The following is a 26,473-nucleotide window of genomic DNA, read 5'->3' on the forward strand; positions in this document are numbered from 1 at the left end:
CATCGGGGGCGACGAACCTCATGCGAAGCTACGGATGCCGCAGGCGGTCTTCTGTGCGATCCGGGCCCGGGGCGCCCGCCGTACACGTGGCTAGCATCCGACGATGCCCACAACTCTGGACGCGTACCGCCGGGTGATCGGCCTGACCGGGCCGGCGCTTCCGATGCTGTCGTTCCTCGGCCGGCTCCCCGTCGCCATGATCCAGTTCGGCAGCGTCCTGCTGGTGGCGCAGACCAGCGGCTCCCTGGCCACCGGCGGTCTCGCGGCCTGTGCGCTGGCCCTGGGCCAGGTGACCATGGGCCCGTACGTCGGGCGGCTCGCCGACCGCCACGGCCAACGGACCGTGGCGCTGCGCTTCTCCCTGCTCAACGCCCTCGGCATCGCGGCGTACACCCTGGGAGCGATCCTGGAGGTCCCCGTACCGCTGCTCCTCGCGCTGGGCGTGATCGCGGGCGGCACCATCCCGGGCATCGGCCCTCTGGCCAGGGCGAGGATCGTTCCGCTGGCCCGCGGCGCGAGCGCCGACGACCGCCTCGTCAACACCGCGCTGTCGCTGGAGAGCACCATGGACGAACTGTCCTTCGTGCTCGGCCCTGCCGTGGTGGGCATCGCGGCGGTGGCGCTGCACCCCGCGTACGCGTTCGGTGCGGCCGCGGTCCTGGTCGCGGTCTGCGGCTCCGCCTTCGCGCTGCACCCGACGGCCCGCACGGTGCGGCCCGGACACGAGAGCCGGGCGACGAAGGCGAGGCGCCCCAAACTTCCGCGCGTCGTGTACGTGGTGCGGGCCGGGCTGGTCTTCGTCGGCGTACTGCTCGGTGCGTGCGGGGCCGGAATCACCGCGCTCACCGAGGAGTTGGGGCAGCGGGGGCAGGCGGGCCTGGTGTACGCGGCCATGGGCGTGACGAGCGCCGCGGTGGGGCTCTCGATGGCCGCGCTGCCGGAACGCTTCGGCCTGCACCTGCGCTGGCGCGTCGCGACGGCCGCCGCCGTACTGCTCTCCCTCCCCTTGGTGTGGACGCACAGCATGCTCGGTCTCTATCTGGTGGTGACGGTGTTCGGCGGCATCTACGCCCCCAACCTCCTCACCGGATTCGCCCTCACCGAACGGCTGGTGCCACCGCACCGGCTGGCCGAGGGGATGGCCTTCGCGGTGAGCGCCTTCGTCGGAGGCCAGGCGGTCACGCTCGCGGTGGCCGGACGCCTCGCCGAGTCGTACGGGGCCGGGGCGGCCTTCGCCCTGGGCAGCGCGGCGGCGGCCGTGGCGTTCGCGATCGCGCTGATCGCCCGCCCCGGCCGCCGAACGGCACCTTCGCTTACGGCAGGAACGCGTAGAACGGACCGTCAGGTGCGCGATCGCGAGAGCACAACGTCACGTCCCTCCCCTTGAGATACGCCAGCAACCAGTCGCTGAACGTCATTTCGTAGTGGGTCCAGGCGGGGCTGTCGAACTCCTGGACCACGACGTTCCAGGGCGACGACGGGGTGTCGGGCACGCGCAGGAACACCGCCTCGCCCGTCGTCGCCGACGCCACCGGCATCAGTTCCGCGGGTTTCGCCCCCGCCGGGCTCGGCAGGTACTCCACCATGTCCTCGTCGCGCCAGAGTTCGAGATCGCCCCTGATGCTCTCTCCCAGACTGTGCAGAAGATGGCCGGCGGGGTGGTTCAGATACAGCTGCCCATTGATCTCGACGGACCCGTAGGCGTCCACGATCTCGCGGAAGTCGGCAGGGAAGGTGATGCCGAGTTCTTCCTCCAGTTCGATCCAGGGTGCCGGATCCGACCAGTTGAACCGGGGTTCGCCCAGCAGGGCCTTGATGTCGGGAAGCGTCGCCATCACGGGGCCAGGGTCTGGCCGATGTGCAGGCCGGCCGGGAGGCCCAGGGCCGAAGTGCCGTAGAAGACACCCGTACTGGGGGTGATGCCGGTGGTGCTGGAGGTGTCGATTTGGAGGATGGTGCCGTTGCCGGCGTCTTCTCCGTCGACGCCGATGGCGAGGTCGGCGCGGCCGTATCCGGAGAGGTCGGTCAGCGAGACGGATGAGCCGAGGCGGTCGCCGGTTTCGGCGGAGCCGGGAACTCCGGTGGTCTCCTGGCTGTAGGCGGCCGATCCTGCGTCGGTGAGGCCGGTGGCGCTGCCGCGCAGGACGAGGATCTGGCCGGCGTTGGCCTGGTTGACGCCGGAGCGGGTGAGGTCCTCGTTGGGGAGGCCCGTCACGACGTCGGCGTAGCCGTCGAGGTTGACGTCGCCGATGGAGATCGAGGCACCCATGTCGTCGCCTGTTTCGCCGCTGCCGGGGACGGCTCCGGTGTCCTGGCTGATGGTTTTGCGGCCGGTGGCTGTGAGGCCGGTGGCGGAGCCCAGGAGTGTGGTGACGGCGCCGCCCTTGGCGGTGGTGCCGGATTCGGTGGAGCCGGGCTGGCCGATGGCGAGGTCGGTGTAGCCGTCGCCGTTGAGGTCGCCGGTGGCCAGGGTGCGGCCGCCGCGGGTGGCGAGGATCCCGAAGCGGACCAGGCCGGTGGGCGAGCCCTTGAGGACCAGGAGGCGGGCGACGCCGGACGGGTCGCGGTAGTTGACGGCCACGTCCGCGTAGCCGTCCATGTTGAAGTCGCCGGTGGCTGCGGCCGCGTAGGCGACGGCGCCGGTGTAGGCGCTGGTGTTGAGGTAGCCGGATTTGGCGGTGGCGGTCTTGGCGTCCCAGGCCCACCAGCGGCCGGGCTTGCCGGGGGCGACGGAGAAGATGTCGGACTTGCCGTCGGCGTTGAAGTCGCCGGTGGCGACCGTGGTGCCGAGCTTTTCGCCGGTGACGCGGGGTGAAGTGACGTAGCCCTTGCCGGAGTTGAGGCCGGGGCCGTAGACGACGGTGACGGTGCCGGAGTCGGCTTCGGCGGAGGTGCCGTCCTCGCCGGGGGAGCCGGTGATGAGGTCGGCGTAGCCGTCGCCGTTCACGTCGCCCCAGGTGTTGGAGGCACCGAAGTTGTCACCGGCCTCGTTCCCGCCGGGGATCCCCGCACTGTTCTGGTCGAAGGTACGGCGACCGGTGCTGGTGGGGCCGTCCACCGTGCTGGGCAGGACGGTGACCGAACCCGCCCCGTTCACGGCCTTCGGCACGCCGACGGCCAGGTCGGTGACGCCGTCACGGCCCTGATTGACCTTGCCGTCCGCGCCCTTGACAGCCCCGGAGAGCCCGTCGGAGGTGGCGAGGGCGTGCGAGATGCCGGGGGTCGCTGCCAGGGTGGCGATCCGCTTCAGCTTGGCCTTGAGGCCGGCACCCGGGCAGGCGGTGGCGTTGGTGTTGAAGTGCCCGAAGACGCGGGGCAGGGTGATGGAGGTGCCGAGCGGGATGTTGTTGCCCTGGTCGTCCTTGGCCGCGCCGGAGGTGAGGGTGACGCTGCTGGTCGGGCTGATGCCGTACATGCCGAACTTCCAGGCGATGACACGGGCGATCGCGTCGACGCCGGCCTTGGTCGGCTGCATCTTCTCGGTGTTGCCGATGTAGGAGACGCCCAGGGTGTTGGTGTTGAAGCCGACGTCGTGCGCGCCGACGACGGGGAGGTCCATGCCGCCGCTGCGGCCCTCGAAGATCTGGCCGCAGCGGTCGACGACGAAGTTGTAGCCGACGTCGTAGTAGCCGCGGGCGAAGTGCTCCTGCTGGATGGTGCGCATCCGGCCGCGGGACTCGGCGCAGGAGACGCCGTTGTCGCTGTCGACACCGGTGTGGTGGACGACCGCCGCCTTGATCTCCTGACCGTAGGACGGCGTTCCGTCGTAGTCGGTGGAGGCGCCCCACTCGGCCTGACTGATGACCGGCGGCTTGACGACGGTGGAGGGGCGGGGCGCGGGCACGGTCTCGGTCGGCGAGGGGGAGGGCGACGCGGAGACGGTCGTACTCGGGGAGGCGGAGGCGGAGGCGGTGTCGGTGGGCGTCGGGTTTGCGCTCGCGGAGGCGGTGTCCGTCGGTGTGGGTGAGTCGCTCGGCGTTGCGGCCGGCGTGGTCTCCTCCGCGTACGAGGCGACTTGGGCGGCCAGAGGCTGCTTGCCCGAAGCCTGCTGCGGGTCGGTGCCGGGGTCGAGCAGCTTGACGTCCATTCCGTCCGGCAGCTTCGCGCTTGCCGAGCCGTCCGCGGCCACCACCCGCACCTCGACGCCGTCGGAAGGGCCCGTCCACACGGACGCCGTCCCGCCGAGGGCGCCGCCTGCTCGCGTGGCCTCCTTGCCGTCGGCGGAGTACGGGTCGTCGGGCAGCGACTGCCAGGGGGACCACGTGCCAGTGGTCAGGTCCCTGGACCGGGTCTGGGCCGTGCCGTTGAGCTTGGTGTCGGGGTTGGGCCACGTCAGCATGACCGCGCTGAACTGGTCCGTCTCCCGCTGCCCAAGTCCCTTGCGCCCGGCCCCCTGGGTCTGGAGTTTCAGCGCGTGCACGGATGCTGCCCGCGCCTTCCCGCCGCCGGGCCCTTCGGACGGATTGGCGACGGCGTACGTCACCACCCCCGCCCCGCCGAGAACGACGGCCCCGACGGTCAGCCAGGCTCGTCTCTTCAGGCTCAGTGGTTGGTACGCGTGCGCATTGCGCGGGCTCAATTGCCCCACCCCTCGGAGAATCGGATCACTTCACCGACCCAGCGCCCCGTGCGGCTCAAACATCACTCAGTCCACGGGAGTTGTGATGCAGGTCACCACGTCTTCGCTGTACCGGGCGAGGCTGCCCACCGCGCCGAGAGAGAGGTAGAAGGCCTGGAGGGAGTCGGCGGTGGGGGAGGCGTAGCGGGCGGCGACCGCGCTCAGGGGGCTCCAGACGCGGCCGTTGGGCAGCCGGATGCCCACGGGGTGCCCGTACTGGACGCGCTCGGATTCGCCGAAGTCCGTCCAGACCGCGGCCGCGTGCCGGACGAGCACCTCGCCGACGTACGCGCCGATCCCCAGAAGAGTGCTCTCCATGCGGGCCGGGTGAAGGGACCCTCCCTTGCGCAGGCCGTCGACGACGAAGTCGGCGGTGCGCAGGCTGGCGACCGAGTAGGCGAGGGGGAGGCCGTTGCTGAGGGTGGCGCGGACGATGAACTGGGCCGCGTGGCTTCGCATGTCGGCCGCGCAGAGCTGCCGGGTCTCGGATGTGTTCACGCAGGACCCAGCGATGCCCGGGGCGCAAGTGTCACTCGGCCCGGCGGACGCCTTCTGTGACGTTTCTGTGTGCGGGGGCGCTGAGAGATGAGGACGCAGGTTGGGCGATCGAAGAGGCACGGGTGGGCACGGGCAAGGAGCAGCGGCGTACGCAGGTGTGCGACGTCGAGCTCGGGGCGGCTGTCGCGCACGCCCAGCAGGGTGACGAGGCCGCGTTCGCCGCGGCCTACCGCCTGGTCCACCCCGGACTGCTCGGGTATGTGCGCGGGCTGGTCGGGGGCGACGCGGAGGACGTCGCGTCGGATGCCTGGCTGGAGATCGCCCGCGACCTGGGGCGCTTCCGGGGCGACGGCGCCGGCTTCCGTGGCTGGACGGCGACGATCGCGCGGCACCGGGCGCTGGATCATCTCCGTAAGCAGAAGCGAAGACCCAGGACCTCGTTGATCGAGCAGGACGTACTGGAGCTGCCCGGGCGCGCGGACACCGAGGGCGCCGCGCTGGAGTCGATGTCGACCGAGCGGGCGCTGGAGCGGATTGCCGGGCTGCCGCCGGACCAGGCGGAGGCGGTGCTGTTGCGGGTGGTCGTCGGACTCGACGGTCCTGCGACGGCGCGGGTGCTGGGCAAGCGGCCGGGTGCCGTACGGACGGCCGCGTACCGGGGGTTGAAACGGCTGGCGGAACAGCTGGGTTCGACGGGCCGGACAGACGGAGTGACGTCTGCGGCGCCGGGAACGCTGAGGGACACGACATGAGACGCGAAGAGAAGGTGCCGGAGACGGCACTGGTGACGCCCGAGATCGAAACGCTCGCCGAGCGCGTACGCGACGGTGGCACGATCCGCCCGGACAGCGCCGAGCAGGCGCTCGCGGCATTCCGTGCTGCCCGTGACGCCGGCGAGCACGCGGCGCCGGGGCGTCATCGTGCGCGCGACGACTGGCGTCCGGTGCGGCGCCGGCTGCCGGCCCGCACCTCGCTGAGGGCGGCGCTGGGTGCTGCCGTGGCCACCGTGACCCTGGGCGGGGTGGCGCTGGCGGCCGGCACCGGAGCGATCCCCGACCCCTTCGGCCGCGCCGACGACCCCGGCAGGAAGGCGAGTTCGCCGCAGGCGCCGGACGCGTCCCGTACCTCTTCCGGCGCGGCGAGGAGCCAGAGCCCCGGCGGCCCGACCGGCTCGGCTCGCACCCCGTCGGGCCAGAGCCTGGAGGCGCTCTGCCGCGCCCAGGACAACGGCAACGGGAAGCGGAAGGGCAAGGCTTTCCAACGACTTGCTGCGGCTGCGGGCGGAGCGAACGCGGTCAACGCCTACTGCGCCGGTCTGTTGGGCACGGACGCGACGGCCACCCCGAAGCCGGGAAAGCCGTCGGCGGCCGCGAAGAGCACCAAGGCGCAGCGTCCTTCGGCATCCCCCTCGCGAGGAAAGAGTTCGGGTCGCCCCGACAACTCCTCGAACTGAATCAGGCCATCCGGCGTGCCAGTTCGTCCAGCCGGTGGCGCTGGACCTTGCTCGCCTGGCCCACGACCACGGCCCGCAGCGGCCTCGGGAAGGTGACGCGGATCGTCTCGCTCACCCGCGTGCCCGCGCCCTCCTCGGTGAGCACGACCGTCGCGGTCAAGTGGACCCGGCCGGGGCTGTGCACCTCGCTGACGATGCGCCGGTCCTGCTGGGACCAGGTCATGGCCACCCGTATCGGATTGGCCCAGCGCAGCGGGCCCAGCCGGAACTGCTCCACCGCCACGTACTGCGCCGCGTCGTCCCGTACGACGACATCGCGTACCGCTACCACCAGCGGTGACAGACCGATGTAACTCTCCGGGCGCACCAGATGCTCCAGCACCTTCTCCGGCACGGACGCGACCCCGACGGCGCGGGTGAACTCCTCGGTGGGCATGGGCACATCATGCCGCAGCGGCTCGCTCCCGGGCCCGTCAGGAGTACAGCTCGGGGCGCGGAACCAGCTCGACCTCCGTACGGACCCCGCTCTCCAGAGAGCGGACCCCCGCCTCGGCCACGGCGGCGGCCGCGTACCCGTCCCAGGCGCTCGGACCGGTGACGCGGCCCTGCCGGGTGGCGTCCACCCACGTCTGCACCTCGCGGTCGTAGGCGTCCGCGAACCGCACGAGATAGTCCTGGGCGACGTCCTCGCGCGCACCGGCGGCCTCGGTCACGACCATGGTGTGCTGCTCGCCGATCCGCGCGCTGCCCGCCTCGCAGACCGCCTCGCACTTCACCTGGTACCCGAAACCGGAGTTGACGAAGATCTCGATGTCGACCAGCGCGCCCTGCTCGGTCTCCAGCAGGACCAGCTGCGGGTCGGCCAGCCCCTCGGGGGCGAGCGCGGAGGGCCTCGGGCGCAACACCGTCACGGCGGTCGGCTCCTGCCCCAACAGCCAGCGTGCCGCGTCGATTTCGTGCGACACGGAGCTGTTGACGAGCATCGCGGAAGTGAAGCCGGGCGGCGAGGAGACATTGCGGTGCGTGCAGTGCAGCATGAGCGGACGGCCGAGCCGCCCGTTGTCCAGCAGAGCCTTGAGACGGAGGTACTCGGCGTCGTAGCGACGCATGAAACCGACCTGCGTCAGCCGCCGTCCGAGCTTCACCTCGGCCTCGACCACCCGCAGCGACCCCGTCGACTCCGGCGTCAACGGCTTCTCGCACAGCACCGGGAGACCGCGGGCGAAGGCCTCGAGGAGCACCTCCTCGTGCGCGGGCCCCGGCGAGGCGACCAGCACGGCCTCGACGCCCGGCGCGTCCAGCGCGGCCGTCGCGACGGCGGTGACCGTGACGCCGTCGACGCCCGCCACCGCGTTCCGCGCCCGCCCGACGTCGGGATCCGCGACCGCGGCGACCCGCGCACCGCTGATCACGCGATCGAGCCGTCGTATGTGGTCGGCTCCCATGTGTCCCGCGCCCACGACCGCCACGCCCAGTAGTTGGCTCACGTGTCCCGCACCCTTCGCAACGACAGTCCGTCCCCGAATCTCTTCTTGATCATTGTCCGGACCCAGGACAATGACAATGGCAAGGAGAGCAATGGAGCCGGCTGCCCTGGAGGTAACGCAGTGATGGACCAGTACGTGGTGGATCTTCGCGAGGTCGACGAGACGCAGGTCGCGGTCGTCGGCGGCAAGGGCGCGCACCTGGGCGGGCTTTCGCAGATCGAAGGCATCCGCGTGCCGGGCGGCTTCTGTGTGACGACGGAGGCCTTCCGGCGGATCATGGCGGAAGAGCCGTCGGTCGACGGTCTGCTCGATCAGCTGTCGCGCCTGGACCCGGACGACAGGGAGGCGGTCCGCACGCTCAGCGCGGAGATCCGCAGGACCGTCGAGGAGATCGAGGTCCCGGACGACCTCGCGTCGGCGATCACCGGTGCGCTCGCCCGACTCGGCGAGCAGGGCGCCTGCGCGGTCCGGTCCAGCGCGACGGCGGAGGACCTGCCGACGGCCTCCTTCGCCGGCCAGCAGGACACGTACCTGAACGTCATCGGTCCGGCGGCGGTCGTCCGGCACATCAGCCGGTGCTGGGCCTCGCTGTTCACCGAGCGGGCCGTGACCTACCGCACCCGGAACGGCATCGACCACCGCACGGTCCACATGGCGGTGGTGGTCCAGCGGATGGTCCTCCCGTACGCGTCCGGAATCCTGTTCACCGCCGACCCCGTGACCGGCAACCGGAAAGTCGCCACCGTGGACGCCGGCTTCGGCCTCGGCGAGGCCCTGGTCTCCGGTCTGGTGAACCCGGACGTCTTCACGGTGCGGGACGGCAAGGTCGTCACCAAGGGGATCGCCGCCAAACAGCTGGCGATTCACGCCCTGCCGGACGGCGGTACGCGGGAAGTGACCGTCGACGCGCAGCAGCAGGAGCAGCCGGCGCTGACGGATGCCCAGGCCGTACGGCTCGTGGAGCTGGGGCGGCGGATCGAGGCGCACTTCGGGAGCCCGCAGGACATCGAATGGTGCCTGGCCGACGACGAGTTCCAGATCGTCCAGAGCCGTCCGATCACCACCCTGTTCCCCGTCCCGGACTCCGGCGACCAGGAGAATCACGTCTACGTCTCCGTCGGCCACGGGCAGATGATGACCGACCCCATGAAGCCGCTGGGGCTCTCCATGTGGCGGCAGACAGCCATGGTGCAGATGCACGAGGCGGGCGGGAGGCTGTTCGTGGACGTCACCCCGCGCCTGGCCTCGCCCGCGGCCCGCGCCGGCCTTCTGGACGTCATGGGGAAGGGCGACCCGCTGATCAAGGACGCCCTGGAGACCGTCATCGACCGCGGCGACTTCGTCCCGACCCTCCCCGACGCGGGTCCCGTCAGGCCGCCGGCCGGCGGTGCGCCAGCCCCGGCCGAGCCCGATCCGGCCATCGTCCCCCAACTGATCGAGCGCAGCCGTACGTCCGTCGCCGCCCTGGAGCGGGACATCGCGACGAAGACCGGCACGGAGCTGTTCGACTTCCTGCTGGAGGCCTTCGAGGAGCACAAGCGCGTGCTCAGCGACCCGGTCAACTTCCAGGCGATCATGGCCGGGATGGAGTCCACCTGGTGGCTCAACGACAAACTGCAGGAGTGGCTGGGCGAGAAGAACGCGGCCGACACGCTCACCCTCTCCGCCCCCGACAACATCACGTCGGAGATGGGCCTTGCGCTGCTCGACGTCGCGGACGTGATCCGCCCGCACGCGGAGGTGGTGGCGTTCCTGCAGAACACCGGGCACCTCGAGGACGCGACCTTCCTGGACGAGCTGGCGAAGGTCGCGGGCGGGACCGAGGCGCGCGACGCCGTCGAGGCGTACCTCGACCGGTACGGGATGCGCTGCGTCGGCGAGATCGACATCACCAGGCCGCGCTGGCGCGAGCAGCCCACCACGCTCGTGCCCGTCATCCTCGACAACGTACGGAACTTCGAACCGGGCGCCGCCGAACGGCGCTTCGAGCAGGGGCGGCAGAAGGCAGAGCAGAAGGAAGCGGACGTGCTGTCGCGGCTGCGGGCCCTGCCGGACGGGGACACGAAGGCCGACGAGACCCAGCGGATGATCGACCGGGTCAGGACCTTCATCGGATACCGGGAGTACCCGAAGTACGGCATCGTCAGCCGCACCTTCGTCTACAAGCAGGCCCTGATGGCAGAGGCCGAACGCCTCGTCGGGGCGGGCGTGCTTCCCGAGAAGGAGGACGTCTTCTACCTCACGTTCGAAGAATTCCGTGACGTCGTGCGCTCGCACCAGGTGGACGGCCGGCTCGTACAGGAGCGCAAGGACGCGTTCCGTGCGTACCACGCGCTCACTCCGCCCCGGGTGCTGACCTCGGACGGCGAGGCACTCACCGGGGCGTACCGGCGCGACGACGTGCCGGACGGCGCCCTGGTCGGCGTACCGGTCTCGGCCGGGACCGTCGAGGGGAGGGCCCGCGTCATCCTGGACATGGCGGACGCCGATCTCGAAGCGGGCGACATCCTGGTCACGCCCTTCACGGACCCCAGCTGGTCGCCGCTGTTCGTCGGCATCGCGGGCCTGGTCACGGAGATGGGCGGCCTGATGACCCATGGCGCGGTGATCGCCCGGGAGTACGGACTGCCGGCCGTCGTGGGTGTCGAGCGGGCCACCCGGCTGATCCGGGACGGGCAGCGGATCCGCGTGCACGGAACCGACGGGTACGTCGAGATCCTGTCCTAGCCGGGAGGTACGGCCGGCAGCTCCACGGTGACGCGCATCCCGCCGGCGGGGCGCGGGGCGAGGGTGAGCGTGCCGTCGTGCGCGTGGGCGATGGACTTGACGATGGCCAGGCCGAGTCCGACGCCCGCGCGGTCGGCGTGAAGGCGCTCGCTGCCGCGCTGGAACGGTTCGGTGAGCGTCGCGACCAGTTGAGGGGTGAGCTTCTCGCCGGTGTTCTCGACCGTGAGCACCACGCTCGCGGCGCGGACACCGGTGGTCACCCACACCGTGCCCCGCTCCGGCAGATTGTGGACGATCGCGTTCTGCAGGAGGTTCGTCGTCAACTGCAGCAGGAGCGCGTGCGAGCCGTCGGCGGGGGCGAAGTCGCCGGAGGTCTCGACGGTGACACCGCGCTCCTCGGCGAGCGGGAGCAGCGTCTCGACGGCCTCTTCCGCGAGGAGGGACAGGTCGACGGATTCCCGGGTGAAGGACCCCTGGTCGGCGCGGCTGAGCACCAGCAGCGCCTCGGTGAGGTCGATCGCGCGGGCGTTGACGGCGCGCAGACGGTCGACGAGTTGACCCGGATCGTGGGCCGGATCCTTGTGGGCGACGTCGAGGAGCGACTGCGAGACGGCGAGGGGGGTGCGGAGTTCGTGCGAGGCGTTCGCCGCGAATCTCCGCTGCTCGGCGACGTGCGCTTCGAGCCGTACGAACATGGCGTCGAAGGCGTCGGCGAGTTCGCGGAACTCGTCGTTGCGGCCCGGCAGCTGGATGCGGTGGGAGAGCGAGCCGCTCGTGGCGGTGCGGGTGGCATTGGTGATGTGGGTCAGAGGGGCGAGCATACGGCCGGCGAGGAGCCAGCCTCCCAGGAGGCCGAACAGCAGCAGGAAGACCAGTACCGCGGCCGCTCTCGGGGCGAAGACCTCCAGAAGGGCCGACCGTACGGGGAAGACACCGCCTTCCGGCTTGTCGTCCGGGTTGATGAGCATCGCGCGGTCGGGGACGTACCGCAGGAGGAACAGCCACACCGCCGTGAGCAGCAGGGCGCCCGCGACCATCAGGAATCCGGCGTAGCTGAGGGTGAGTTTGAGGCGAACGCTCATCCCGGGGCGTCTAGTCACGGTCGCCGCCCTCACGTCCGGTGTCGATGCGGTAGCCGGCGCCGGCCACCGTGGCGATGATCCAGGGTTCGCCGAGCCGCTTGCGCAGGGCGGAGACCGTGATGCGTACGGCGTTGGTGAACGGGTCCGCGTTCTCGTCCCACGCCCGTTCCAGGAGCTCCTCGGCGCTGACGACTCCGCCTTCGGCCGCGACGAGCACTTCGAGCACGGCGAACTGCTTCCGGGTCAGCGCGACATAGCGGTCGTCGCGGTAGACCTCGCGGCGGAACGGATCCAGCCGCAGCCCCGCGACCTCGCGCACGGGCGGTCGGCTGTAGGCGCGTCTGCGGTCCAGTGCTCTGAGCCTGAGCACGAGCTCCTGGAGCGCGAACGGCTTCGTGAGGTAGTCGTCGGCGCCGAGCTCGAACCCAGTGGCCTTGTCGTCGAGACGGTCGGCCGCGGTGAGCATGAGGATCGGCATGCCGCTGCCGGAAGCGACGATGATCCGGGCGATCTCGTCACCGTTCGGTCCGGGGATGTCGCGGTCGAGGACGGCGATGTCGTACGTGTTGATGTCCAGCAGCTCCAGGGCGGTGCCGCCGTCACCGGCGATGTCCGCCGCGATCGCCTCCAGACGCAGCCCGTCGCGGATGGCTTCTGCCATATAGAGCTCGTCCTCGACGATCAGCACACGCATGTGCTCGATGCTACGAGCCGGCACATATCGTCGGCGTATCGAAATCCGCATACGTGCCGACAACGCCATCCTGTCTTGACTGGCGGTATGTCCCGAACCTCAGTGATCACCGCCACGCAGCCGGACCCCCCGGCACCCGACACCGAAGCCGGACCCGCGCCCGGTCCGTGGAGGCGCGGCCCGGTGTTCGCGGCGCTGGCGCTGCTCCTGGGGCTGATCATGCTCCTGCACGCGCAGATTCCGAACGGCATCGGTGGTCTCGGCAGCCTGGTGGAGACCTTCCTCCCGTGGTTCGGTCTCTTCGTCCCCGTGCTCGTCGCCGGGGCGCTGTGGCGTCGCTCCGCCACCGCCGGGGTCGCGCTGCTGCTGCCGGTCGTGGTGTGGGTGAGCCTCTTCGGCGGGATGCTCGGCGGCAGGTCCCACGCGGGCGGCGATCTCACCGTGATCGGTCACAACGTCGGCGCGGACAACTCCGACCCGGCCGGCACCGCCCGTGACCTGGTGAAGTCCGGTGCGGATGTGCTGGCACTGGAGGAGCTGACCGAGCAGGCGAGGGGGACGTACGAGAAGGAGCTCGCGACGGCCTACCCGTACCGCACGGTGATGGGCACGGTCGGGCTGTGGAGCAAGCTGCCGCTGTCGGACACCGCGCCCGTCGACATCGCACAGGACGTCGGCCCGCTGGGGGACGCCAAGTCGGCCGAGGAGAAGCTGCCCTACAACCGGGCGCTGCGCGCCACGGTCGCCACGGACCACGGGCCGCTGGCGGTGTACGTGGCCCATCTGGGTTCCGTACGGGTGATGCCGAGGGGCGGCTTCTGGACGGGCTCGCGGGACCGGGGCGTGGAGGCGCTCGCCCAGGCCGTCGCCGCCGAGCGGAACGAGCGGGTGGTACTGCTCGGCGACCTCAACGGCACCATGGACGACCGCGTGTTCGACGGGCTCGCCTCGCAGCTGCGCTCGGCCCAGGAGGAGGCCGGGGACGGCTTCGGCTTCAGCTGGCCCGCGAAGTTCCCCGTGGCGCGGATCGACCAGATCCTCGTCCGCGGTGTGCGGCCCGCGAGTTCCTGGGTGCTGCCGGCCACCGGCAGTGATCATCTGCCGGTGGCGGCCGCGATCAGCTGGTGAGTCAGGCACACCGGCCGTACAGGTCTCCGCGCTGCAGGGCGGACCGGGACCAGGACACCCCCGGCACGGGCGCCCACCGGCCGCGGTGCGACCGGTGCGGCGGCGGACCGTAGGGCGACTGCCAGGCCGGCCGGGCGGCTCGGTCCGCGGTGCCGAGGACGATGTCGAGCTTGATTTTGGACACAGAGATACACCGTTTCCAGTGAGATGACCGCAGCGGAAAGGAGCGCGGCACACAGGGTGCGCCGCGCGACGGTTCAGCGTTGAGGTGGTCTCACTTGGTGTACATCGGCACGTCCTTGGCGGGGCGGGTGCGGGCAGGAGGACGGTAGCCGCACCCGGGGGTGCGGCTCCACTCCATTTCGGATGCGGTCAGATCCGTACGCCGAACTCGAAGGTCATGTTGCTCATGGCCTCGATACGGACGTACGCACCGGGCTTGGGGGCGTGCAGCACCTGACCGTTGCCGGCGTAGATGCCTATGTGGCTCAGGTCGCCGAAGAACAGGACCAGGTCGCCCGGCTTCAGTGCGCTCTGCGAGTAGATACGGGTTCCGGCGTTGGCCTGCGCCTGCGAGGTGCGCGGCAGGGACACGTTGGCCTGCGCGTACGACCACATGGTCAGTCCGGAGCAGTCGAAGGAGTCGGGGCCCGTGTGCGCCCAGATGTACGGCTTGCCTATCCGCGACATGCCCGCCTGGAGTGCGGCGGCGCCGTACTTGGAGGCGGGGGCCTCGTTGCCGAGGTCGACACGGGAGCTGGCGCGGCTGGCGCGGGCGTCCGCGGCGGCGAGCGACTGACGCTCCGCGGCCGTCAGGGAGTTGAGCAGCTTCTGCGCGTCGGCGAGCTTGCCCTGGACCGCCTTCTTCTGGGCCCCGAGATCCTTGCGGGTCTCGGCGAGGTCCTGGAGCTTGTCCTGCGCCTGCTGGCGCTGCTGCGCCAGCGAACGCTGCTTGGCCTGGAACGTCTTGAGCGCCTCGGTCTGCTGCGCGGTCAACTGGTCCATCGAGGACGCCTTGTCCAGGAAGTTCGCCGGGTCGGAGGAGAGGAACAGTTGCACGGACTCGTCGATGCCGCCGGAGCGGTACTGGGCGCTGGCGAGCGCACCGAGCTGGTCGCGCTGCTTGTTGATCTCCGCCTGGCTGCGGGCGACGTTGTCCTGGAGTTCGTCGACCTGCTTCTTGAGCTTGTCCTGCTTCTCCTGGGCCCCGTTGTACTTCTCGGTGGCCGCCTCTGCCTCTTCGTAGAGCTTGTCGACCTTCGCCTTCACCTGGCTCTTGGTCGGCTTCGGGTCGGCATGAGCCGCCTGGGAGGTGAGCGCCACGGCTGCGGCGGCGGTCGCGGTGAGCACGGTCACGCGGGTGCGGCTCGCAGGCTTGGGTCGACGGTGGGACGCCACGAAGGCGAGCTCCTTCTTCCTCGGCCGCCGAACTGCATGGACTCGGCGGGACCTTCGCCGCCACTCGGGATGAGTGATCAACTGCGCAAAGGTACGAGGCCTGACTTTAGTGACCTTCCTGTGATCAGATCCAACTCGGATATGAAGAAACATGGCCAAGGGGCGCACTTTTTACCCACAACAACCGCACAGTGATCGTCGATTGACGCTAGGTCACGAATTTGCACCGATGAGAAGGTCCTGATCGGATTCGCTCGCGGGGTCCCTGGTGTGCGACCGCACGACGAGGGCACTCGCGCTGCCCGCCAGAAGTCCGAAGACGAGCGCGGCGGGCACGCCCTCGCCGAACCGGCCCGCGTAGTACATGAACGAACCGCTGCCCTGTGACGTGTCGAGCAGCGTCGTGACCAACTGATCGAGCAACAGGCCCAGCACGGTGACGCAGACGGCGCCGAGAGCGAACGCGGGGACGGTCGCGCGGTCGAGCAGGTCGGCCAGCAGTCGCAGCCCCCACCACACGACCGCCAGCAGCAGCGCGTCGGGGAGGCGGTAGAACATCCAGGAGCCGAGGCCGGTGTGCGACGGTGCGGTCCAGCCGCCGAGCAGCAGCCACTGGCGCAGCAGGTCGCCCGGTTCCGAGAGCAGTCCGCTGCCGGTGAACCCGGTCTGGATGCGGGCGGCCACGCGGTCGTACGAGAGGCCGACGAGGGACACCGCGATCACGAGGGTGCCCACGGTGGCCGCGAGGCGGGCGGCAGGCGCCGGAACCTTCGACGGCGATGGCTGAGGTCTCTCGCGCCGGGCGAGGAGCGCGACGCCCAGGGCGCCGAGCGCGGCCACCAGCGAGGCAGCGGCGAGCACGGGCCGCCCCGCCCCCATCGAGCCGGCCAGCCGCGGCAGGAAGCGGAAACTGCCCTGTCCGCCCGAGGCGACCATCCACGGCGCCGAGACCGCCACGGCCAGGGTGCCGGCGACCAGGCCCCACCCCCACAACGCGAGGACCACGGATGCCGACCGCCGCTTCCCGCCGGGCGTCAGCCGCCGTATCAGGAGCGCGGCCCCGACCGGATAGAGGACGACGAGGACGGCGTAGCGCACGCGCATGGCCGTGCGGTAGAGCTCCGCATAGTCCCGGCCGTTGCCCGGGGCGCCCGCGGGGTTCCCGTACTGCTCCGAGGACGGCAGCCCGTACGACCAGGGAGCCAGCCACCCCCGCAACTGGGTCGTTCCCTCGGGGCCGAACACCCGCGCCGTGCCCGGCAGGCTGAGTGCGTGGCTGCTCGCCCCCGCCCACAGCAGGAGCCCGGCGAGCAGCAGCCCGCCGAGCGCGCCAGGAATCAGTGCACGGCGATAGGTCACGACAGCCCCCCCGTCCGCCCGCCCGTCGGCGGGACGTCCTCATGTACAGCGCAAGATACTCATGTGTGGTGCGGGCAACGACGGCCGGGGCGCATACTTCGCTTCGAGGAGGCGATGGTGACCGGAACCGGGGTGCGGGTGCTCGTGGGCGTCATGATCGCGGCCTGCGTCGTGTTCCTCGGCCCCAGTGCGCCGAACGTCGCCCGCGTCGCCAGACCGTTGCCGGCCGGCTCGCCCACCGAGGTCGTGGCGGACCGGGTCATGACGTGGAACATCTGCAATCCCTGTACCGAGAGCGGGTACAACGACGGCCGGGCGGCCGAGATCGCCGCGTACGCACCCCAGGTCGTCGGCCTGCAGGAAGCGTGTGTGCGGGACGTCGAGACGATCCGTAACCAGCTGCAGTACTTGTACGGCCTGAAATACCACGTCACGTACGGTTCCGTGCTGAAGAGTTGGAGCCGCTGCGGGGGAGTGCCGTGGAGCCCGGGGGGCTACGGGCAGGCGATCCTCTCGGCGGCACCGGTCACGGACCATGTGATCGTGGAGTACCCCGACGGCGGGTCCGAGGACCGCGGGTACATGGCGGTCACGACTCTCGTGGGCGGCCGGCAGGTCCGGGTCTTCAACACGCACCTGGCCCAACGGCGCCAGGAGGCGGTCAGGGAGAAGCAGTCGGGCGTCCTCGCGGCGGAAGTTGCCCGGTACGACCGTGCGATCGTCCTGGGCGACTTCAACGCGAGGCCGGACGCCCCCGAACTCGCCGGGATGTGGGATCTGGCCGAGGACGTGGACGCCCAGTGCGATCCCTCGGCGGCCGGCCCCTGCGAGCCGACCACCGACTGGCGCAGCAAGTTCGACTACATCTTCCTGCGGGGCTTCGCCCCGGTCGAGCACGGGGTGGGTCTCAGCCCGTACTCGGACCACGACTTGCTGCACGCCGACCTGAGGCCTGCGTAGCGAGGGCCGGCGCAACTCCTGCACGCGGAGCGCGCGATGGCTTTCGTTCGACCATGCCCAGCGCCACTCCGGCGATGATGATCACGCCGCCCGACACCTGGGCGATCCCGACCGACTCCCCGTTGATCACGACGGCGCCGAGGACGCCGAAGACCGGAACCAGGTTGAGGATGTTCACCGCGACGCTCGAAGTCATCCTGCGCAGGCCGTGGTTGTAGAGCAGGAAGCCGCCGACCGAGCACGCCACGGCCAGATAGGCCAGCAGCAGGGAGACCGTCGCGTCCGGCATCCGCCAGTCGCCCGCCTCCAGCGGCGATGCGAGCAGGAACCCGGCCGCGCCCGCCAGGGTCTGGTAGTAGGTGGCGCTCGCGGCGTCCTGTCCGGCGCTCGCGCGCTTGCCCAGCACGTTGTAGCCGGCCCAGGCCAGCCCGCCGAGCAGCAGCAGTACGTCGCCCGTCCAGCGCGAACTGCCGCCCGCCTCCGCCCCGTTGCGTACGACGAGGAAGGCGCCGAGGGTGGCGAGGGCCACCCCCGCCACCCTCGGCAGCGGCATCCGGGTGCGGAAGGCGAACAGCTCCACCAGCATCGTCATCAGCGGATAGGTGGCCACGATCAGTGACGCGTCGGAGGCCGTGGACATGTCGACGCCGACGTTCTCCAGGACGAAGTACACGGTGATGCCGAGGAATCCGCTCAGGTACAGCTGCCGCCGCTGCCCGGCGTCCGGGCGGACGGCGCGGTCCGGACGGCGGCGGCCCAGCCGTACCAGCGCGCCGAGAAGGACCGCCGCGAGTGAGAATCTGACGGCGCCGATGCTGAGCGGGCCGACGTCGTCGAGGACTCGCTTGGTCACCGCGTACGAACTGCTCCACATCAGCGCGGCCGCCATGACGGCGCACACCGCCCCCGCTGTCGGTCCGCGTTCCCGCATCTCGCGTCGCCCCTCTCCGTGGCCGAACAAACATCGGCCCATTAGGCTGGAGGCTAACAACATCAGCAGGAATGATGTGAATAGTCCGAATTATCTTCGGGATTCAGGGAGTTGGGGGACGCATGGACGAACTAGATTCGGCGCTGGTGCGCATGCTTCAGGAGGATGGTCGGCGCACCAACCGGGACATGGCCCAGGAACTGGGCATCGCCCCCTCCACCTGTCTGGAGCGCGTCAGGGCGCTGCGCCGGAGCGGTGTCCTGACGGGATTCCACGCGGAGGTGGACCTCGCCGCGATCGACCGAGGACTGCAGGCGGTGATCGCCGTACGGGTCCGCCCGCCGACGCGTGCGGTGATCGAGTCCTTCCAGACCTTCCTGGAGCAGATGCCCGAAGTCATCTCGCTCTTCGTCCTCACCGGGAACGACGACTTCCTCGTGCACGTCGCCGTCCGGGACACCGACCATCTGCACGCGGTGGTCCTGGACAAGCTGACCAAGCGCCCGGAACTGGCCGACGTACGGACATCGGTGGTCTACGCGCACATGCGCAGGAAGGTCGTCGGCCCTACCTGATGTCCCGCTGCTCGGGGACCACGACGCCGAAGCGGTCCTGGATCGTGGCGAGCGCGGCCTCGTGCACCTGCTTCGCGGGGATGCCGCGCGGGTTGCCGTTGACCGGGAGCGGACGGGTCGCGGAGGCGTCGCCGACCACGGTCGGGTGGTAGCCGTCGTAGACCGCGCCCTCGGCGGTGAACAGGGTGCACATGTGCGTCATGAAGCCGGCGATGATGACGTTCTTGCGGCCGGTCTTCTGGAGTTCCTCGTCGAGGTTCGTCCCGTGGAAGCCGTTGGGGACGGCCTTCTCGACGACCACCTCGCCCTTGGCCGGCCTGAGCGCCGGAATGATCTGGCCGGCCCGGGAGTCGAGGTCGTACCCCTTCTCCACAATGTGGATGACCGGCGTGTGCGCCTTGCGGGCCCGCTCCAGCAGGGACCGGGTGTTCTTCACCGCCTCGCGCCAGCCGGTGAGCTCCATCGCGCCGCCGGTGTAGACGTTCTGGTAGTCGACGAGGACCAGAGTGGCGTCGGACAGTTTCGCCGGCGTCTCGTCCAGCTTCATCAGCTGACGGAGCGTCGTTGTGTCCTTCGCGTAGTTCTCGTGCCGGTCGGTACGGGTTGCGGCCTCGGAGTCACCACCGCAGGCCGTCGCGGTGGCCGCGAGTACGGCTGCGGCAGCCAGGGCGAGAGCAGGACGCAGCAGCTTCATCGGACGATCTCCTTCTGGGTCGCGACGACGACCCCGTACAGGTCGGCGATGGTGGCGAGAGCGCTCTGGTGCACCTGATGGGCGTCGACGTCCACGCCCATCAGCGGCAGCGAGCGGGTCGCCGAGGCCTCGGCGACGACCGTGGGGCGATTGCCGTTGAGGAACGCGCCCTGGGCCGTGAAGGTGACGCACATGTGGGTCATCCAGCCCGCGATGACGACGTCCTGGCCGTCTTCGAGGTGCGTGTCGAGGTCGGTGCCGACGAACGCGTCGGGAGCCTGCTTCACGACGACCGGCTCGCCCTCGACCGGGGCGACCTTCGGGTGGATCCGCCCGATCTCGGCCCGGATGTCGTACGGGGTGCCCTCGCCGCCGTCATTGATGACGTGGACGACCTTCGTACCCTCCTGGCGGGCCCTGTCCAGCAGTTGCGCGGCGGCGTCGAGGGACTCCTCCCAGCCGTCGAGCTCCATCACGCCCTGGGTGTACGTGTTCTGGAAGTCGATCAGGATCAGCGTCGACTCCGTCAGCCTCGCGGGCGTCTGGTCGAAGCCGTTGAGCTCGCGCAGCGTGGTTCGGGACATGGGCGTACCGCCTTCGGATCACGGGTGAGGAGTGCGGCCCGCACCGTCCGCCGGGCCACATCTGCAACGCTATGACTCAGCCGTGATGGCGGCAATGACGTCTAACATGCAGATACCGACATGCCGACATGCCGAGGAAAAGGGGCCCCGTGCCGGAAACCGCCGTACGCCGCGTCGTCATCGTGCTCTTCGAAGGCGTCGATCTGCTCGACGTCACCGGCCCGCCGGAGGTCTTCTCGCTGGCGCTGCGCGAGACCGAGGAGGCCGCGGGGTATCAGGTTGTGCTGGCCGCCGAGTCAATGGGCCCGGTCAGGACCGGCGCCGGAGTCCGTATCCTCCCCGACCTCACCTTCCAGGAGGCCGCCGCGGGCACCATCGACACGCTCATCGTGCCCGGGGCGGTGGGGGTCGACGACGAGGGCCGGGTGCACCCGCTCGTCGATCCCGCACTGGTCGACTGGGTACGGATCCTCGCCGGGCGCTCGCACCGGATCACGTCCGTGTGCGTGGGAGCCCACCTGCTGGCCGCGGCCGGTCTTCTCGACGGCAAGCGCGCCACCACCCACTGGTCCACCGCGCAGCAACTGGCCGCCGACCATCCGGCAGTGAAGGTCGACGCCGACCCGATCTTCATCCGCGAGGGGAACGTGTGGACCGGCGCCGGAATCAGCGCCTGCCTCGACCTCTCCCTCGCCCTGATCGCCGAGGACCTCGGCGAGGCCGTCGCGCTGCGCGTGGCCCGGCAGCTCGTGATGTACCTCAAACGCCCCAGCGGACAGAGCCAGTTCAGCGTTCCGCTGGAGCAGGTCTCCACGACGCGGCGCATCGAGGACCTGCGCCACCACATCCTGCGGCACATCGACGAGCCGCTCACCGTCGCGGACCTCGCCGAGTACGCCCGTGTCAGTGACCGGCATCTGACCAGGCTCTTCAAGAACGACCTGGGCATGACCCCGCACGCCTACATCGAATCGGTCCGCGTCGAGAAGGCCCGCCACACACTGGAGTCCTCCGACGCCACGCTCGAACGCGTCGCCACCGTCTGCGGATTCGGAACGACGGACACCCTCGTGCGGGCGTTCCGGCGCCGTCTCGACACGACGCCGACGGAGTACCGCCGGCGTTTCCGGGTGATCCCGGCGCCCTGACCCGCCGACGGGCCTTCAGGACGGTCCTGCGAGCGGGCGGGCGCGGTGGGCGGGCCCGGGGTGGTGAACGCCGCGCGGCTGGTAGCCGAGGGTGTCGGCGCGGCCCAGGAGGTCGGCGAGGTACCAGATGATGGCGAGCCACATCTCCGTGCCCTGGAGCCCTGGTTCGGGGCCGGGGCCGGCGGGCCCGGATCCGAATCCGAAACCCCGGCCGTTGTGCCAACGGGGCAGGATCGCGGCCAGTTGACGCTCGGCCCAGGCGCGTATGTCCGCTGCTCGGTAGCCGTCGCCCCGGCTGTCGTTTCCGAGCTGCCGGGTGCACAGCCAGAGGGGGTGCGCGACGTCCAGCACGTTGCACGCGTTGTCCTTGCCGGTGCCGAAGTGGCGCGGGTCGCGGGCGTGGTCGAGGGCGGCGTCCACCACGCGTTCCGGATGCGGAACCGGGAGCCCGAACTGGGCGAACGAGCCGCGGCTGAGCCGGTAGTAGCCGTTGACGACCTGCAGGCGGCCGCTCCGGGCGGAGGGGCTGCCCCACATCCCGGTCCACGGGTCGGCCCGGGTGAGCAGCCAGCCGAACAGCGCCTCCAGCGCGCCCGGCCGCACAGCTCCTTCGCCGTCGTGCCGCTGGTTCCAGTGCGCTGCGGTGGCCCAGGCGTCGATCCAGGCGCCGGCTCCCCACGCACCTTCCTGCCACGGCAACTTGTCGAGTCGCGCGACGAGTTGACCGGCCGTCATCTGCTGGACGCCGCGTACGGGGCGAGGGAAGGAGGCGCCGAGCAGATCGAGGGCGTACCCGGCGGACAGGATGTGGTAGAGCGCGGGGCCGTCGCTGATGAAGCCGTCGTCGTCGGGTTCCGGCAGCGGCTCGCCGAGCTCGGGCACCAGCCCGGTGTCCGGGTCCTGGGCTGCGCACAGCCGCTTGACGTGTTCGTCGGCGGTCAACTGCTCGGGTGCCTCGCCCAGCAGCAGATCGGCGATCTCCACGGCGTCGCAGTGCGCGCGCAGTGTCGCGGTCGCCCCGGGGCGGTCGACGTACCGCTCGCCGTCCCAGCACCGGGCGAGGACGTCCGCGGCCTGGGTGCGCGCGGTGTCGGCGAACCGGGTGAGGGGGTCCGGGACCTGGACCGCGGGGGCCGCGGCGGTGCTCCGGCGGTCGCGCAGCGGACGCGCCGGGTTTCCGGCGGCCATGGTCCAGTCCGGGAGATCCTTGGTCACCACCGCGCCGGCGCCGATCACGCAGTGGTCGCCGATGGTGACGCCGTCCACCACGACCACGTGCGAGCCGATCCACACGTCGTCGCCGACCGTGATCCCCCGGCTGGTGTGGGGCTGTTGGAAGACCGGGCGGTCGGGTGCCATGGAGTGATTGAAGCCGAGCAGCGACGTGTGTGCGCCGATGCGTACGCCGTCGCCCAGCGTGACAGTGCCCCGCACGGTGGCGTACGGGTTCACGGTGCAGTCCGAGCCTGTGGTCAACTCCCCGGTGACATAGGCGTGAGCGGCGATGTAGGAGTCGTCGCCGAGGCGCAGCCGGTCCGGGAACACCGCGGCCGACTCGCCGACGTAGCACCGCGCGCCGATCTCGGTGTCGCCACCGATCCCTCGCTGCCGTTCACGCTGAGCGACGCGCTGTTCCTCCGTCGCTGCCTCGGCGAACAGCCAGGGACAGTGGTCAAAATGCTGTACGTCTTGCCGCTGTTGGTGATCCACGGGCGAACAGTAGTCAGGTGAACGCCCTGCCGGCCACATCGCCCCCAGGGTGTAAACCCGTGGTCCGATGCCCCGCGGACAGGTGCGTGACAGCGTCTCTCTGTGCCCACGGTCCGTCCGTCGGCACATAGTTGACGACCCGTCACCACAGGAGGGCCCATGGCCACCACGCCGTACATCAACCGGAAGAACATGACGCGCCGCCGCATGCTGGGAGCAGCGCTGGCCGCCGTGCCGCTTGCCGCCGTCGCCGGCCCCGCGTGGGCGGACCCGGCCGCGGCCGCCCGCACCGCGAGGCGGCTCACACTGCCCGCACCCACCGGGCCGCACCCGGTGGGCACGGCCCCACTGCACCTCGTCGACCGGTCGCGTCCGGACGGCATCGCGGGCCCCGGGCACTTCCGCGAGCTGATGGCCACCGTCTGGTACCCCGCCCGGAACGTCGAGCGGTACCCGGTGGCGCCCTGGATGCCGGCCGGCGCACTTCAGGCGTTCCTCGACGACACGGGGTTCGGCGCTCTGGCCCCGTTGGGGCCGCTCACCGCCGGCCATGTGGGCGCTCCGGTGCGGCGGTCGGGCCGAAGGCTGCCCGTCGTCGTGTTCTCGCACGGCGCGCACAGCCACCAGGGCGACCACACCGTCATGGTCCAGGAGCTCGCCAGCCACGGGTTCGCGGTGGTGACGGTGGCTCACCAGTACGACACCTACACCGAGTTCCCCGACGGCCGGGTCGCGGTCCCGCTGCAGGACAGCCAGGCGCCGACCCTGCCCGGGGACTTCGCCGCCGACCTGCGCTTCGTCCTCGACTGCGTCGAGCAGCTCGCCGCCGGGTGCAATCCGGACGCCGGCCGGAGGGAACTGCCGGCCGGGCTGCTCGGCGCCCTCGACCCGCGGAACGTGGGCGTGTTCGGCTGGTCGAAGGGCGGGACGGCCACCGCCTGCGCCATGCTCGCGGACGAGCGCATCCGGGCCGGGCTGAGCCTCGACGGCCCGATGCAGATGAACCCGCCGCTCGCCGGCGACCTGCACCGGCCGTTCATGATGATGTCCGCCGAGTTCACCCGGGCCACGGATCCCGAGGCCGCCGTTTTCTGGTCGCACCTGCGGGGATGGCGGCTGAACATCCAGGCCCAGGGCGCTGTCCACATCTCGTACGGCGACAACGAGGCACTCTTCCCCCAGGTGGCGAAGGTGCTCGGATGGAGCGCACAGCAGCTCCAGGAAACGATCGGCACGCTCGATCCCGGCCAGGCGGTGAGGATCCAGCAGGCATACCCGCTCGCGTTCTTCGACGAGCACCTGCGCCGCGGTCGGGGACACCTGCTCGACGGGCCGTCCCCGGCCTTCCCGGCGGTGACGTTCCTCCCCTGAGCGGCTAGGTGGGTGAGGTCGCTCTATGGGCCGGGCGGCGCAGTGAGCATCCGCCAGACGCGGCGGACCTGTTCCGCCATGTCGATGTCGGGGTCGCTCAGCCACTGGAGTTGGATGCCGTCGGTCGCCGCGACGAGGGCCGAGGCCGTGAAGTGCGGGTCGAGCCCGGGGCTCGCCCGGCCGGCCCGCTGCTCGGCCGTGAGGTGCTCGGCGATCGTGGCGCGCAGCAGGGCGAAGCGTTCCCTGAAGTACGTGTGGGCCGGGTGTGCGCGGTCGGTCGAGGCCGCGGCGAGAGTGACGTAGAGGCGTACGCGGGCGGAGTTGGCAGCGTTCGCGGTCAGGGCCCTGGCCAGGAACTCGCCCGGATCGCGCACGACGTCCGGGTCGCGGAAGCGCGCCTCGGCCGCACGGTCGTTGGCGCGCAGGACCTCGGTGAGCAGGTGGTCCTTGGACTCGAAGTAGTGCATCAGCCCGGTCAGGCTGATGTGACTCTCCTTCGCGACCATCCGCAGTGTGGTGTTCCGCTCGCCCACGCGGCCGAAGATCTCAAGGGTGACCTTGAGGATCTCCTCCCGTTTGGCGACCCCCTTGGGGTAGGAGTTTCTGGCTGTCACGCGCCCACCCTATTCGGCCGCCATCGCGCCTGCGCAAAGCCTTGTCAGCAAAAACAGTACGCCGTACTGTTTCGGCCAGTCGCAGGTGCGGCCCACCGAGAGAAGGTCCCGATGGCGAGACCCCCCGGGGAGCTCCGTGTTCCCTCCCCGCTCCCTGCCGATCCGGCGGGAGCGGCCGCGCCGGTCGACGGCCGGGCGCTGCGCCGCCTCATGGCGTGCATCGGCCCCGCCAACCTCGGCGTCGCTCTCGTATGGGGAGCTGTCCCCGGCACCCTGCTCGCCCTCCAGGTCCAGCGCGCGGTCGGCGAGGACGCGAAGGTCGGCACGCTCGCGGTCGTGACCACGGTGGGCGCGCTCGTCGCGATGGTCGCCCAGCCCGTCGCGGGAGCCGTGTCGGACCGCACCCGCAGCCGTTTCGGCAGGCGCGGGCCCTGGATCGTGGTCGGCGTGGTGACGGGTGGCCTGGCCCTGATCGGCATGGCGTTCGCGCACTCCGTACCGGTGATGCTGGCCCTCTGGTGCCTGGTGCAGATCGGCTACAACTTCGCGGTGGGCCCGCTCTCGGCCGTCATGCCCGACCGGGTGCCACCGGAGAGACGCGGCCTGTTCTCCACTGTCACCGGCCTCGGCTCCATGTGCGGCTCGCTGCTCGGCCAGGTGTTCGCCGCCGTCTTCGAGGACCGGATCACCACGGCATACGTGGTGCTCGCCGCGCTCGCGACGTCCCTGGCGGTCGTCTTCGTGACTCTCAACCCGGACCGGCCGAGCCGGGACGCTCCCCAAGAGCCCTTCGAGGTACGTGAGTTCCTGCGTGGGCTGTTGCCGAACCCACGCAAGCACCCCGACTTCTTCTGGGTGTTCGTCAGCAGGCTGTGCACCAACCTGTCGTACTTCCTGGTCTTCGGCTACAAGCTCTACATCCTCCAGGACTACATCGGTCTGCACGACGAGGCGATCGACCGCGTACCCGTACTCGCGCTGACCGCCGTCGCCGGCCTTCTCCCGGCCGCCGTCGTGACCGGACCCCTCTCGGACCGGCTCGGCCGGCGCAAGGTGTTCGTGGTGGCCTCGGCCTCTCTCCTCGGCTGTGCCATGTTCATACCGTTCGCCCTCCCCACCATGACAGGGATGACCGCGATGGCCTTCCTGGTGGGCATCGGCTTCGGCTGCTTCCAGGGCGTGGACACCGCCCTCATCTCTCAAGTGCTGCCCTCCGGGCGGTCCTTCGCCCGCGACCTCGGCGTCGTGAACGTCGCAGCCACCCTGCCGCAGGTCCTCGCGCCCGCCATCGCCGGAGCCGTCGTCCTCTGGCTCGGCGGATACCGGACGCTCTTCCCTCTCGCCATGGCCTGCGCGCTGCTCGGTGCGGTGGCGGTGCTGCGCGTCAAGGGAGTCCGATGACCACGGCGGACCACATCCGCCTTCGCACCGCGCATTGCCCC

Annotated in this window: 25 protein-coding genes; 10 read left to right on the forward strand and 15 right to left on the reverse strand. The window is 70.6% G+C overall.

The annotated features are described in order from the left end of the window. The first annotated feature begins 103 nt into the window (after positions 1-103). The gene (locus OG707_RS33380) at positions 104-1,387 is read left to right on the forward strand and encodes an MFS transporter (protein WP_329125024.1); all 1,284 of its coding nucleotides are present in this window, start codon (positions 104-106) and stop codon (positions 1,385-1,387) included. Here the strand turns inward: OG707_RS33380 and OG707_RS33385 are convergent. The 3 genes from OG707_RS33385 to OG707_RS33395 form a co-directional block, all read right to left on the reverse strand. Continuing rightward, positions 1,314-1,835, reverse strand: coding sequence for an SMI1/KNR4 family protein (locus tag OG707_RS33385; RefSeq protein WP_329128115.1), 522 nt, complete (start codon positions 1,833-1,835; stop codon positions 1,314-1,316). The two genes, OG707_RS33380 and OG707_RS33385, sit on opposite strands and share 74 nt — an antisense overlap. Continuing rightward, positions 1,835-4,579 carry an FG-GAP-like repeat-containing protein gene (locus OG707_RS33390; RefSeq protein ID WP_329125026.1) on the reverse strand — a complete coding sequence of 915 codons (2,745 nt, stop codon included), beginning with the start codon at positions 4,577-4,579 and terminating at the stop codon, positions 1,835-1,837. The genes OG707_RS33385 and OG707_RS33390 overlap by 1 nt, the downstream gene beginning before the upstream one ends. Before the next feature lie 66 nt (positions 4,580-4,645). Next, the gene (locus OG707_RS33395) at positions 4,646-5,116 is read right to left on the reverse strand and encodes a hypothetical protein (protein WP_329125027.1); all 471 of its coding nucleotides are present in this window, start codon (positions 5,114-5,116) and stop codon (positions 4,646-4,648) included. Between the two features lie 122 nt (positions 5,117-5,238). On the opposite strand from OG707_RS33395, the gene OG707_RS33400 reads away from it, so the two are divergent. Together OG707_RS33400 and OG707_RS33405 are read left to right on the forward strand one after the other, a co-directional pair. Beyond that, complete coding sequence (locus OG707_RS33400; protein WP_329125029.1) at positions 5,239-5,868, forward strand: RNA polymerase sigma factor; 630 nt, start codon at positions 5,239-5,241, stop codon at positions 5,866-5,868. After that, positions 5,865-6,569, forward strand: coding sequence for a hypothetical protein (locus OG707_RS33405; protein WP_329125031.1), 705 nt, complete (start codon positions 5,865-5,867; stop codon positions 6,567-6,569). Before OG707_RS33400 ends, OG707_RS33405 begins: the two co-directional genes overlap by 4 nt. Before the next feature lies 1 nt (position 6,570). Here the strand turns inward: OG707_RS33405 and OG707_RS33410 are convergent, their stop codons facing one another. Beyond that, entirely contained in the window at positions 6,571-7,005 is a 435-nt protein-coding gene (locus OG707_RS33410) for an SRPBCC family protein (RefSeq protein ID WP_329125033.1), read from the reverse strand. A 37-nt stretch (positions 7,006-7,042) separates the two neighbouring features. Further along, the gene (locus OG707_RS33415) at positions 7,043-8,056 is read right to left on the reverse strand and encodes a Gfo/Idh/MocA family protein (RefSeq protein WP_329125035.1); all 1,014 of its coding nucleotides are present in this window, start codon (positions 8,054-8,056) and stop codon (positions 7,043-7,045) included. Between the two features lie 120 nt (positions 8,057-8,176). Here OG707_RS33415 and rph point away from each other — a divergent pair, with 120 nt between their 5' ends. Continuing rightward, positions 8,177-10,783 (forward strand): rifamycin-inactivating phosphotransferase, encoded by a 2,607-nt coding sequence (gene rph, locus OG707_RS33420; RefSeq protein WP_329125036.1) that lies wholly within the window; start codon positions 8,177-8,179, stop codon positions 10,781-10,783. Here the strand turns inward: rph and OG707_RS33425 are convergent. Both OG707_RS33425 and OG707_RS33430 read right to left on the reverse strand, forming a co-directional pair. After that, a complete protein-coding gene (locus OG707_RS33425) occupies positions 10,780-11,865 on the reverse strand; it encodes a sensor histidine kinase (protein WP_329125037.1) in 1,086 nt (361 codons plus the stop codon). The two genes, rph and OG707_RS33425, sit on opposite strands and share 4 nt — an antisense overlap. A gap of 10 nt (positions 11,866-11,875) precedes the next feature. Beyond that, positions 11,876-12,559, reverse strand: a complete 684-nt coding sequence (locus OG707_RS33430) for a response regulator transcription factor (RefSeq protein ID WP_329125038.1) — start codon at positions 12,557-12,559, stop codon at positions 11,876-11,878. Positions 12,560-12,646: 87 nt separating this feature from the next. Between OG707_RS33430 and OG707_RS33435 the strand changes: the two genes are divergently transcribed. Then, entirely contained in the window at positions 12,647-13,687 is a 1,041-nt protein-coding gene (locus tag OG707_RS33435; protein WP_329125039.1) for an endonuclease/exonuclease/phosphatase family protein, read from the forward strand. Position 13,688: 1 nt separating this feature from the next. Here the strand turns inward: OG707_RS33435 and OG707_RS33440 are convergent, their stop codons facing one another. The 3 genes from OG707_RS33440 to OG707_RS33450 form a co-directional block, all read right to left on the reverse strand. Beyond that, complete coding sequence (locus OG707_RS33440; protein WP_329125041.1) at positions 13,689-13,871, reverse strand: hypothetical protein; 183 nt, start codon at positions 13,869-13,871, stop codon at positions 13,689-13,691. Between the two features lie 188 nt (positions 13,872-14,059). Then, positions 14,060-15,085 carry a C40 family peptidase gene (locus tag OG707_RS33445; RefSeq protein ID WP_329125043.1) on the reverse strand — a complete coding sequence of 342 codons (1,026 nt, stop codon included), beginning with the start codon at positions 15,083-15,085 and terminating at the stop codon, positions 14,060-14,062. 213 nt (positions 15,086-15,298) lie between these two features. Next, positions 15,299-16,444, reverse strand: coding sequence for a hypothetical protein (locus tag OG707_RS33450; RefSeq protein WP_329125045.1), 1,146 nt, complete (start codon positions 16,442-16,444; stop codon positions 15,299-15,301). Between the two features lie 114 nt (positions 16,445-16,558). Here OG707_RS33450 and OG707_RS33455 point away from each other — a divergent pair, with 114 nt between their 5' ends. Beyond that, positions 16,559-17,404, forward strand: coding sequence for an endonuclease/exonuclease/phosphatase family protein (locus tag OG707_RS33455; RefSeq protein WP_329125047.1), 846 nt, complete (start codon positions 16,559-16,561; stop codon positions 17,402-17,404). Here the strand turns inward: OG707_RS33455 and OG707_RS33460 are convergent. Beyond that, on the reverse strand, positions 17,352-18,335 hold the full coding sequence (locus OG707_RS33460; RefSeq protein WP_329125049.1) for a DMT family transporter: 984 nt from the start codon (positions 18,333-18,335) through the stop codon (positions 17,352-17,354). The two genes, OG707_RS33455 and OG707_RS33460, sit on opposite strands and share 53 nt — an antisense overlap. Positions 18,336-18,457: 122 nt before the next feature. Here OG707_RS33460 and OG707_RS33465 point away from each other — a divergent pair, with 122 nt between their 5' ends. After that, positions 18,458-18,910: an Lrp/AsnC family transcriptional regulator gene (locus OG707_RS33465; protein WP_329125051.1), complete on the forward strand. Its 453-nt coding sequence runs from the start codon at positions 18,458-18,460 to the stop codon at positions 18,908-18,910. Here OG707_RS33465 and OG707_RS33470 read toward each other — a convergent pair. Next, on the reverse strand, positions 18,903-19,604 hold the full coding sequence (locus tag OG707_RS33470) for a cysteine hydrolase family protein (protein ID WP_329125053.1): 702 nt from the start codon (positions 19,602-19,604) through the stop codon (positions 18,903-18,905). The two genes, OG707_RS33465 and OG707_RS33470, sit on opposite strands and share 8 nt — an antisense overlap. After that, positions 19,601-20,188, reverse strand: a complete 588-nt coding sequence (locus OG707_RS33475) for a cysteine hydrolase family protein (protein ID WP_329125055.1) — start codon at positions 20,186-20,188, stop codon at positions 19,601-19,603. The genes OG707_RS33470 and OG707_RS33475 overlap by 4 nt, the downstream gene beginning before the upstream one ends. 149 nt (positions 20,189-20,337) lie before the next feature. Between OG707_RS33475 and OG707_RS33480 the strand changes: the two genes are divergently transcribed. Then, the gene (locus OG707_RS33480; protein WP_329125057.1) at positions 20,338-21,336 is read left to right on the forward strand and encodes a GlxA family transcriptional regulator; all 999 of its coding nucleotides are present in this window, start codon (positions 20,338-20,340) and stop codon (positions 21,334-21,336) included. Positions 21,337-21,351: 15 nt separating this feature from the next. Here the strand turns inward: OG707_RS33480 and OG707_RS33485 are convergent, their stop codons facing one another. Then, positions 21,352-23,046, reverse strand: coding sequence for an acyltransferase (locus OG707_RS33485; protein WP_329125059.1), 1,695 nt, complete (start codon positions 23,044-23,046; stop codon positions 21,352-21,354). A gap of 159 nt (positions 23,047-23,205) precedes the next feature. Here OG707_RS33485 and OG707_RS33490 point away from each other — a divergent pair, with 159 nt between their 5' ends. Next, positions 23,206-24,417, forward strand: a complete 1,212-nt coding sequence (locus OG707_RS33490) for an alpha/beta hydrolase family protein (RefSeq protein WP_329125061.1) — start codon at positions 23,206-23,208, stop codon at positions 24,415-24,417. Positions 24,418-24,440: 23 nt separating this feature from the next. On the opposite strand, the gene OG707_RS33495 is transcribed toward OG707_RS33490, so the two are convergent. Continuing rightward, complete coding sequence (locus tag OG707_RS33495) at positions 24,441-25,031, reverse strand: TetR/AcrR family transcriptional regulator (RefSeq protein ID WP_329125062.1); 591 nt, start codon at positions 25,029-25,031, stop codon at positions 24,441-24,443. A gap of 111 nt (positions 25,032-25,142) precedes the next feature. On the opposite strand from OG707_RS33495, the gene OG707_RS33500 reads away from it, so the two are divergent. After that, positions 25,143-26,432: an MFS transporter gene (locus tag OG707_RS33500; protein ID WP_329125064.1), complete on the forward strand. Its 1,290-nt coding sequence runs from the start codon at positions 25,143-25,145 to the stop codon at positions 26,430-26,432. The last annotated feature ends 41 nt before the right edge of the window (positions 26,433-26,473 follow it).

The sequence above is a fragment of the Streptomyces sp. NBC_01465 genome (genome assembly GCF_036227325.1).
Classification (GTDB): domain Bacteria; phylum Actinomycetota; class Actinomycetes; order Streptomycetales; family Streptomycetaceae; genus Streptomyces.